The organism is Neobacillus drentensis, from assembly GCF_036965245.1.
Taxonomy (GTDB): Bacteria; Bacillota; Bacilli; order Bacillales; family Cytobacillaceae; genus Neobacillus; species Neobacillus drentensis_G.
Genome location: NZ_JBALPG010000011.1, coordinates 10,846 through 21,813, shown reverse-complemented (window position 1 = coordinate 21,813; position 10,968 = coordinate 10,846). Strand labels below are relative to the sequence as shown.

7 protein-coding genes are annotated in these 10,968 nt (G+C 39.3%); 2 read left to right on the top strand and 5 right to left on the bottom strand.

The genetic code is table 11. From position 1 onward, the window contains the following. Positions 1-324: 324 nt before the first annotated feature. From argH to V7150_RS03145, 5 genes are all read right to left on the bottom strand, one after another. On the bottom strand, positions 325-1,815 hold the full coding sequence (gene argH, locus V7150_RS03165; RefSeq protein ID WP_335513510.1) for an argininosuccinate lyase: 1,491 nt from the start codon (positions 1,813-1,815) through the stop codon (positions 325-327). A gap of 155 nt (positions 1,816-1,970) precedes the next feature. Next, the gene (locus tag V7150_RS03160) at positions 1,971-3,662 is read right to left on the bottom strand and encodes an ABC transporter permease (protein ID WP_335513509.1); all 1,692 of its coding nucleotides are present in this window, start codon (positions 3,660-3,662) and stop codon (positions 1,971-1,973) included. Continuing rightward, positions 3,659-4,762, bottom strand: a complete 1,104-nt coding sequence (locus V7150_RS03155) for an ABC transporter ATP-binding protein (RefSeq protein WP_335513507.1) — start codon at positions 4,760-4,762, stop codon at positions 3,659-3,661. Before V7150_RS03155 ends, V7150_RS03160 begins: the two co-directional genes overlap by 4 nt. A 13-nt stretch (positions 4,763-4,775) precedes the next feature. Further along, complete coding sequence (locus V7150_RS03150) at positions 4,776-5,876, bottom strand: extracellular solute-binding protein (protein WP_335513505.1); 1,101 nt, start codon at positions 5,874-5,876, stop codon at positions 4,776-4,778. A gap of 15 nt (positions 5,877-5,891) precedes the next feature. Continuing rightward, on the bottom strand, positions 5,892-7,082 hold the full coding sequence (locus tag V7150_RS03145; protein WP_335513503.1) for an ROK family transcriptional regulator: 1,191 nt from the start codon (positions 7,080-7,082) through the stop codon (positions 5,892-5,894). A gap of 365 nt (positions 7,083-7,447) precedes the next feature. Between V7150_RS03145 and V7150_RS03140 the strand changes: the two genes are divergently transcribed. Together V7150_RS03140 and V7150_RS03135 are read left to right on the top strand one after the other, a co-directional pair. Beyond that, positions 7,448-9,955, top strand: a complete 2,508-nt coding sequence (locus V7150_RS03140; RefSeq protein WP_335513501.1) for an NEW3 domain-containing protein — start codon at positions 7,448-7,450, stop codon at positions 9,953-9,955. Positions 9,956-10,117: 162 nt separating this feature from the next. Beyond that, on the top strand, positions 10,118-10,708 hold the full coding sequence (locus V7150_RS03135) for a guanylate kinase (RefSeq protein ID WP_335513499.1): 591 nt from the start codon (positions 10,118-10,120) through the stop codon (positions 10,706-10,708). Positions 10,709-10,968 lie beyond the last annotated feature (260 nt).

Sequence of the window (10,968 nt, the reverse complement as noted above, 5' to 3'; positions counted from 1 at the left end):
CCTAGAGAACACCTACGTAGAACACTTCTACTTCGATGTTTTAGCTTAAAATACTGGGCAATCCCTCGTAGAACACTTCTACATCGATGTTTTAACTTAAAATCCACGAAAACACCTACGTAGAACACTTCTACATCGATGTTTTAGCTTAAAATCCTGGAGAACCCCTACGTAGAAGGCTCAGTTCATCGTAACCGTGCATTTTATTTATAAATAACAAAAAGCACCGCTAAATGCGGTGCCTGCTGTAACAAAGCTTGACTTATATTTTATTGTGCAATTTTCATTTTTGTACCCATTACTGTTAGAACATCTACGGAATAATCAAATAGAATACTCAACTAATTTGTTCCGTTGATTATTTATTTTTTCCACGAGGGTTTCATAATCCTTCATCTGAATCCCTTGCTTTTGCTTTCTTTCCCCGATCATTCTCACGACTTCTTTTGGACTAGGTCCGCCTTGGATGCTTCTAATTTCTACGAAGTATTCTGGTGAAATGATTTTTTTCCACTCCTGCTCTGTCAGTGCCACATCGACGAACCCGCTAATCATTTGGTTAATCTCGTCAATATTCCACTCATATAATTCCTTTTGGGCACTGATTGTTTTTTTAGAAATGAAGCTTGCGATGGAATGTGCTTTTCTAAAAGAAATGCCATAGTCCCTCGCTAGTGTGTCTGCTAATTCGGTAATCGTCACGCTTGATTTATTCGCCATTTTTTTAGTATGCTCGTCGTTTACCTTTAGGGTGGTAATTACGGCATACATTAATTTCATTACGCGATTGGCATTCGTAAATGCTCGATATAAGTGGGGCTGTAAATCATCCTCTGTATCAACAATATCTCCAAAAGGAGTATTATGAATCATGTTCATGGCTGCCAGTGCATCACCATAGGCACTGCTTGCAATCGAGCGCGAATGTTCAATCGAAACCGGATTTCGCTTCTGCGGCATGATGCTGCTGACCTGCACATATGGATCAGCCACATAGAAGGAACCAAATTCCCTTGTCACATGCTGCAAGAAATCCTGAATCCATCTTCCTGTGTTCACCATACAGGTCATCAAAGCAGATGACGTTTCAAGCAAGTAATCGGCTCCCCCTATTGAGTCATAGGAGTTTTCAATGATTTTATCAAAGCCTAAAAGCTCACAGGTGCGTGTTCGGCAGATTGGAAAACCCGTTGTGGTCAACGCAGCAGCACCCAGTGAGGATTGATTGACTGTTTCATAGGCTGACCACAAACGTTTAATGTCCCGTTGTAATACATCATAAATAGCCAATAAATAGTGTCCTAGCGTAGTAGGCTGGGCTGGCTGGGTATGCGTATAGCCGGTTATATAGGTTTCTGTATGTTGTTCTGCCTGGACCAATAAAGCATCGCTTAACCGATAAGAATTCTGTAATAACTGTAATAGATGCTCCCTTAATACTAAACGGTACATGGCCACACCCATATCGTTCCGGCTACGGCCAATATGAATTTTTCCTGCTAATTCTGTACCGATTTCTTCGCCGATTTTTGCCTCCATCATGAAAAACAAGTCTTCAAACTGTGGTTGATACGATATTTGACTGATGTCCGTCTTCGCTACTTTATTAATGCCCTTTAACATCTCTCTTGCTTCATCTGCTTTAATGATGTTTTGTTCTTCGAGCATGATCACATGGGCACGGTGAATATCAAACATGACATGGAATAAGAAATCCCGCTGATCATTAAATACAGGCATTAACAGCTCTTCCACATAGGTTTTTCCTGGAAAAGCAGTTCCTTCATTTTTGATAAATTCCTCTAGCTTACTCATCTTTTCATCTCCGATTTCATCCCGCATTAACGGGCAGTAAGACCCCAACTTTAAAAATTTCAAGGAAACTTATTGGGGTAACTGCCGTAAATGCCCGATTGATTTACTATCACTCAGTGAGGGATGGAAAGAACCCCCACTAATTGAAGTTTCATTTATGACAATGATTGTTCGGCTTTTACTCCGAAAAACTTATTCGAAATAAACAGAACAACAGCAATTAAGGCAATTTGAATCATTCCGTATGCTGCAGCCTGGCCCATATTAAACATTCTAAGTTGGTTCATGATTTCAATTGATATCGGTCGATTGGATATTGTATACAATAATACGGATGTTGGAAATTCACCGACAGACTCTACGAATGCTAGTAATGTTCCTGATAAGACACCCGGCATAATAATCGGAAGGATGACCCTCCTAAAGGTATAAAACCAGCGAGCCCCGAGATTTCTAGATGCTTCCTCAATGGAATCGTCTAATTGTTCAAGAACAGCATTGGTTGACCTTACAACTAAAGGTATGTGACGAACAAAATAGGCGAGCGGCAAGATCCAAAACGTACCAACCAAAATGTTTCCGAAAGAAAATATATTAGGCTCATTAAATGCAAAGATCAAATTCATCCCGATAACGGTAGCAGGTAGAGCCCATGGAATCATAACTAAAATATCCACAAAATTCTTACCGATAAATTTCCGTTTTACAAGAAGATAAGACGTTACAACACCAAACACTAAGTTTCCAGCTGTTGCGATGAACGCTAGTATTAAACTATTCTTTAAAGGCTTAAAGATATTTGGATCCTGTAGCAATAATCGATAGTTTTCAAAGTTAAATACAGAAGGATAGGTTTGCCATGTCCATGTCCCGTCTGGTACTAACGAAAGGAGCAGGATGGTGAAGTGCGGCAGCAGCAGGATAATGACACCTACAATACCGATCAAAACCATAATCCATTTCATAACTGGATTTTTCACCTCACTGCGATGGGCACCAATCCCTTTGGTTGCCATTCTGTAATCCTTTCTGTTTTGATACCAGCGCATAAATAATAAGAAGGCAATCGAAACAATTGACAGGATGACAGATTGAGTAGCAGCAACCTCCATATCTCCATTTATTTTTGAAAAATAGATTTGCAGACTTAGTACACGGTACCCGCCTGCCAATAAGAAAGGAGCACTAAAAGATGCCATTGAAATCATAAAAACAAGCAGTGATGCTGCAACAATCGCAGGGGTTAATAAAGGAAACGTTACCTTCCAAAATACCTTGAATCGACTAGCACCCAAATTGAAGGCAGCTTCCTCTAGACTCGGGTCAATTTTGTTAATCGCCGACGATACTGTCATATAGAAATACACATACATAGTATAAGCATGGACAATTAAAATCCCCGAAACCCCGCCAATTTTAAATGGTACTTTTTCCAGTCCAAATAAATCCTTTATTGCATTAGGGATTAAGCCTGTTTCCCCATATAAAAACATAAATGCCATTACACCTACCAATGATGGGAGAACGATCGGCATGATAGCGGCTGAGGAAAAAAAACTTCTGCCGGGAAAATCATAACGATTGAAAATAAACGCGAGAGGAATGCCAATGAGCGCACTAACCAGTACACTTAATAGTGAAATATAAACCGAATTCCACAAGGCCTCGAGATTGGTTTTAGATTCCTGACTAAAGAAATCCTGATAGTTTGCGAGCGATATGCCGCGTTCTGTTTGTAAACTTTCGAAAAAAGTCCTTAATGAAGGATACAGAACATAGGCAATCAACACTAACAGAACCGGAATCAGCAGCAGTATAGTAAACCTAGTATCGCGATTTTTTATCATGAGCCGTCACCACTTGCGACCGGTATTATACGGATTTGGTCTTCCGGCAGCTGTACCCAAACATCTGCTCCGGACTTTAGATGATTAGGCCTATTGTTTAATAGATTCACTTGAAGAAGCAGCCCTTCCACATTCACACTAAGATTGATGACTGAACCAAAAAATTCAACTTCCTCAATTTTCCCTTTAAGTATGTTTGTTCCGTCTGTCTGCTTTTCAAAAATTTTAATAGCCTCTGGTCGAATAGATAAGGAAAGCTCACTTTTTGTATCTGGATTATAATTATATGGATGATTATGTACTGCCACTTCTTTCGACTTAGAGCCAACTTGGGCAGATACAAAAACATGGTCTTTTTCAACCCTATCAACTTTACCTGGGAAAAGATTTATTTCACCTATAAAACTAGCAACAAAATCATTCGCCGGCTGATTATAAATTTCGGAAGGTGTTCCCACTTGGTGGCATACCCCAAAGTTAAAAACAGCAATTCGGTCACTCATAGATAAAGCTTCAGCCTGGTCATGGGTTACATAAATGGTCGTAATCTTGTATTCCTTTTGCAGCCTTAATATTTCGCTCCGCATCTCATCCCGGAGCTTGGCATCCAAATTGCTCAGCGGCTCATCAAGGAGAAGAATTTCAGGTTCAATGACTAATGCCCTTGCTAAGGCGACGCGCTGCTGTTGTCCTCCACTTAACTGACTCACTTGACGTTCTGAATATTTCTCGAGCCTTACTTTACGCAGTACGTCTTGTACCCGTGTTTTCAGTTCATTTGCAGCAATTTTTCTTACTCTTAAACCAAAAGCCACATTTTCAAAAACCGTCATATGAGGAAAAAGGGCATAGTTTTGAAAAACCATGCCCGTATTTCTTTTTTCAGGAGGTACACGCGTCATATCTTTATCGCCAAAACGAATAATCCCTTTTGTCGGATAATAAAAGCCAGCAATCATCCTCAGTGTAGTGGTTTTTCCACAACCGCTCGGTCCAAGAAAGGTAAAGAATTCCCCATCCTTTATTTCAAGGTCTAGATGATCGACTGCGATTACTTTTCCAAACGCTTTTTGGACATGCTCTATCTTTATTGACGCCATTACCTAACACTTCCTATTGTTTAATTTCTTTTGCACCACTCTTGATGTTTTCATCCCAATACTTCATCCAGCCGTCACTTTCTTTTTGGAAGACTTTCCAGTCGATATCCATCTTTTTTATTTCAGTATCAGTAATCCATTTTGGAAGGTCTTTCACGTCTGTTCTAGTCGGGATTCGGTAGAATTCTTCTGCCAATAATTTAGCAGCTTCAGGTGTATTAACAAATTCATAGAATGCCTCAGCAGCCTTAGGATGCTGTGCACCCTTCACAACTGCGATACCTTCAGTCAAGACAGGTGTTCCGCTTTTTGGAACAATAAATTCAAATGGATAGTTTTTGTTTTCCTTCAACATTACAACATCAGGCATTGCCCAGACAGAGATAACACCTTCACCCTTGGCCACTTTGTTGTACATCATCTCAGGGTTAGCAGAATATTCCTTTGTATTTGCATCCAGCTTTTTCAACCATTCATATCCTTTTGCCGGATCATTTGAATCTTTGAAATCACGGTAAATCATAGCAGAAAAAATGGTTCTCATCGTTCCTGATGCAAGTGGGTAACGAATAATAATTTTATCCTTCCACTTCGCATCCAATAATTCATCCCAATCCTTAGGGGCATCTTCCTTTTTAACCTCTTTACTGTTATACATGATTACTTCAGGTGTTTGACTTGTACCGGACCAATTCCAGTCAGGGTCGTGGAAGCCGTCATCAAGGCTTCCTGCATAAGATGGTTTATATGGTGCAAGCAGCTCCTCATCCTTCGCCTGGTCAAAGTTTACGGAAGGTGCTCCCCACCAAACATCCGCTTGCGGATTATTTTTTTCAGAGCGAATACGGTCAAGAACCTCTTGTGAACCCATGTCAAGCCACTCAACATCTACATTGTATTTTGCTTCAAATTGTTGTTCGAATTTAGATAGGATGTCTTTACCGTGTGGTGAATAGACGACAATTTTCTCTTCTAGTTTTGCTTCTTTTTTGTCGTCCGGTTTCTTTGAAGGTGTGTTAGAAGTTTTCTCTGTGTCACCGCCACAAGCTGCAAGCAATAGTGATGCCGATAACGTTAAAGCGGTAATAATCGATACCTTTTTCTTATTTTTCACAAAAAATCCCCCTCATTAAGAAAAGTTAATAATACTTTCATGTTCCCGTAAAAATAATGAAACCGCTCCCAAAACACCCGCGTCTTCTCCTAATTGTGAAATTTTCAATTCTACTGAACTAGGAAGATAGTGATCAACAATTTCACGGAGTTTAGGTAAAATGAATTCAGATGACTTAAACACACCACCTCCCAAAATTATAACCTCCGGATTTAATAAACTAGCTGCATTAATAATTCCATAGGCTATATGCTCAATCGCCTCATCGACTACCTTAAGGGCGATCTCGTCTCCTTTTTTCGCAAGAGTAAACGCCATTTCACCAGTTAGTTCTTCTGATTTTGCTTGCTCGTATAAGGGATGGCCTGGACTTTGCTGCACTAATTTTGTGAGTTTGTCACCAATTGCCTTCCCTCCAGCCACACTTTCTAAATAACCGTAGCGATGAAAAATGGGCTTGAATTCATTTTTCATATCGTTTTTATCCGTTACCATGTACCCCATTTCACCTGCGGCACTGATGGATCCTCGATATAGCTGATTATGAATAATGATACCGCCTCCGATCCCGGTGCCAATGGCGATGAACAACACATTTTCCTTGTGTTTTGCATTTCCAAGCCATTGTTCTCCAAGTGCAGCTACATTTACATCATTATCCACGTAAATCGGAAAGGACAAATATCGTTCAGCTTCTTTTATGAAGGGATAACGTACCCAATTTAAGCTGGGCGCTTCTGTTACGATGCCGCATGTTGTATCAGTAATCCCTGGTACTCCTGCTCCCATTCCCAGAATCATTTGCTGGTCAATATCATTCTTTTGAATCATCACACTAATTTCTTTCGCGATTTTTTTTAATAGACCAGTATTTAAATAGTGTTCTGTTTGAAAAGTGCTGGCAGCAACAATATTTCCATTTAAGTCACTGATGACTATTTTTACTTTTGTACCGCCAATGTCAGCGCCAATAATATAGGCTGCTTTTTCATTAAAATAAAGATGAATCGGTCTTCTCCCTCCCTGTGAGGTGGATTCGCCAATTCCTTTCTCGATTACCCACTTTTCCTGGATCAGTTCATCAACCAAAAATGAGACTGTTGGTTTACTAATTTTCATTTTCCCAGCAATTTCTGCCCTTGAAATTGGTGCATGTTCCAAAATACACTGCAATATTCGCTTTTTGTTTTGTGTCTTGATTTGCATTCTGTTTTCATTGGTACCCATTGCATCACGGCCTTAATCATTTTGTTGAGTTAGTTAGTTTTGAGAATTAACTAAAATATAACTCATAAAGTAACCGTTTACAACAATTATTTTTAAAAATTTGATAATTATAACAACACCTACATATAGTCTAATATAACTATACTTCCACTGCCTATAGGACCAAATAACTGTTTTAATTTTCTGAATATGGAGAGTATTTACTTTTCCCCTCCGAGGTGTTAATTATTAAGTGTGGAAGTTTTCTACAGTTAGTTAAGTAGTTTAACTAACATATTAACTGCTAGTGCAAAGGGAGGGTACAAGGTTAGGTTTTATACTTAAAAATGAAAGGGGTTACAAAGGTGAAAAATTTTTTTCTTGGATTACTTGCTGTTCTCTTAGTAGTTTCGTTACTGCCATTTGGCGGAAGTGCTGCAAAAGCACAGGAACCAGATGTAGATCTTTGGAATGCTGTAAAACCTCTCGAAACGACGGTTACTTTCCTTAATACCGGTGCACATCCTGATGACGAGAGAAGTGATTTTCTAGCCTATTTATCCAGGGGCCTAGGTGTAAAAACTTCAAGTTTAATCGGTAACCGTGGTGAAGGCGGTCAGAATGAAATTGGCGACGAACTAGGAAATGGTTTAGGTATCATCCGCTCAAGAGAAATGATTGAAGCTGCTAAGATTACTGGGGTCAAGGCCTATCATCTTAGCGAAACAACATCTGATGCCATTTATGATTTTGGTTTTTCCAAAAGCCCTGAAGATACATTAGCAAAATGGGGAGAAGACTTAACATACGAGCGTTTAATCCGGTTTATTCGTACTTACCAGCCTGATATTGTCATGCCATCATTTAGAAACGTTCCTTCTCAACACGGACATCATCGTGCCATGGAAATTCTATCTGAACGTGCATTTAAAGATGCCGCAGATCCAACTATCTATCCTGAGCAATTAAAAGAGGGCTTATCTGTTTGGCAGGTTAAGAAACTCTATTTACCAGCAGAATCTAAAGCAACGGCAACAACCTCCATTGAGATCGGCATGTACGACCCAATTTACAAAATGACCTACCCTCAATTGGGAGAAAAATCTCGTTATATGCATAAAAGCCAAGGGATGGGCAGTGATATTCCTGCTGCACCAAGACAAGTCGATCTTGAATTACACAAGACTGCTGTAGGAAACCAACCAGACCTTTTTGCAGGGGTTCCATATAATTTTAGCGAATGGGCAAAAGAACTTCCGAAGACTGAAAATGATCTAAAAGTGCACTTTACGAAACTCCAAAGCAAATTAGACTCCATCGTTTCTTCGTATCCTAGCAAGGAGGAAGTATTTGAGCAATCACAGAATACCTTAAAAGAAGTACGCAATTTACTTAACAAAACAAAGCAAGCTAACCTTTCAGCAGAGTTAAAAAATGATTTACTTCATAAGCTTTCCTTAAAAGAAGAGCAATTGCAAACTGCCAGCTTTACTGCATCACAGTTGAATGTTAGCGCTTCTTCCGAATTCAATATCCTTACAAAAGGACAAACAACAAATGTTACCGTAACACTAAAGAATAACGGTAAGCAAAAACTACACAATGTTAGCGCTGATTTATTAGTTCCAGATGGCTGGAACATTACCTCAAAAAATAACGCAAGTAACTTGGATCCAGGAGAATCTAGAAAAATTTCCTATCAGGTAGTGGTTCCTGAAGATGCCGAGTATTACCATGCCTACAAAACACCGGCCATTCAAGTAAAAGTCAACTATGATACCACAGGTTCAATAACAAGCCAAATCAAAGATTTAAACGGTACAATCGCAGTTCTTCCGGATGTTGGTCTCACCTTATCTCCTGAAGACATTGTCGTAAATACAGCTGATGTGCAGGAGAAAATTCCTGTTACAGTTAAGGTTAAAAATTACCGTGACGGTGCTGCCCAATCATCTGTAACCTTAAAGGTTCCGGAAGGATGGAAGGTCTCTCCAAGTAAAGCAGAAGTTGTTTTTAACAGCCATTTAGATGAAAAAGATGTCAACTTTACGTTAACACCGCCAAAAAATATTAAAGCAGGTGACTTTAAAATTATCGCTGAAGCAGCAGTTAACGGCAAAACCTTTAATTCCACTGTTCAAACAATCAACTATGACCATATCGGAACCTTCTATTATGAGTATCCTGCTCAAGTAAACGGTGTGGCCTTTGAACTTTTGAAGAATGACAATTTAAAAATTGGATATGTTGAAAGCGGATTTGATAAAGTCGCAGATTATCTAAATAACGCTGGGCTAAATGTAACAAAACTAACGGAGTCCGATTTGAAAACTGCCGATTTAAGTAAATTCGATAGCATCGTTATTGGGATTCGTGCCTACCTCTCAAGAGCGGACCTAATCGCAAATAATGAACGTCTTAAGCAATATGTTTATAATGGCGGGCACTTAGTTGTTCAGTATCATAAACCAGGTGACGGATGGAACGCCCAAACGACTGCTCCATATCCATTAACGATTGGAGATGTGTCCATTAAGTGGAGAGTAACTGACGAAAATGCTAAAGTGACGGTATTACAGCCTAACTCCCCTCTTTTCAACTATCCAAATAAAATTACCGACAGTGATTGGGATCATTGGATTCAAGAAAGAGGTTTATACTATCCTATGAAGTGGGATAGTCATTATGAAACATTTGTCAGCATGGCTGACCCAGGTGAAGCGCCATTCGATGGCGGGATCCTAATGGCAAAATACGGCCAAGGGACATACCTTTATACAAACCTTGTTTTCTATCGTCAAATCCAAGGGCAAGTTCCAGGCGGCTACCGTATTTTTACAAATTTAATTAGCTATGGAGCAGCAAATAAATAACTTGAATAAAACAGTCCCTCAACGTCCCATGCAGGGACTGTTTCTTTTTAGTCATAGATTATTAGGATGCCGTTTTGCTATAATGATAGTAGCCCCCTTCACTTCCAGTTCAAGTCTCCGCAGATAAAAAGGGGCATAAGAAAAACAAAAGGAGGCTTCCCTATGTATCAAATCAAAGGAAAAGAAAAAATCTTCGTTTACACAGGTCCCGATGGCTCTGGAAGAAAAACGATTGCTAAAATGGTTGCTACCGCATTCGATATGGAAACCGTTCTCTCTTACACTACCCGTTCTCCCCGACATTATGAAAAAACTGGCGAAGACTACCACTTCGTTACTGAAGAAACCTTCAAGCACATGCAAGCACAACAGGAATTTCTTGAAAGTGTCGAGATTGATGGGATTCATTATGGCATTCGTGAGCAAGATATTGTTGAAGCTTTTCAAAACCATGATTACGTCTATTTGACTTTAAATCCAGAGGGTACTGAAAAATTAAAAACGATGTATGGTGATGGCGTCGTCCGTATTTTTATTTATGCCAATCGTGACACCGTTATTCAAAGGCAGCAAGACCGACAAGATAATGATGAAGTTATAGAGCGGCATTTGACTCATTATGATGAGATCATGAGCTACAAAAATAGCTGTGAACATGCCTTTGAAAACTACGATTCTCCACAGGTTGCTTACCAAATTAGCGAATTAATTGAAACCTTTTTAGACAGAGATCTTACTGTCACTGATTATTAAGGAAACAATGCGAAAAAATTAAAGGCGGACAGTAATTGGCACTGTTCGCCTTGGTTTTTGTTTCTTAATCAGAGGGATTGGAGACATTATAGACTCGTAATCTTTGATTTTTGTCTTTAATCAGGCTTATTGGAGACATTTTGAGCTTGTAATCTTGGATTTTTGTCTTTAATTACTGCTTATTGGAGACATTTTGGCTCGTAATCTTTGCTTTTTGTCTTTAATCAGGCTTATTAGAGACATTTTGGGCTTGTAATCTT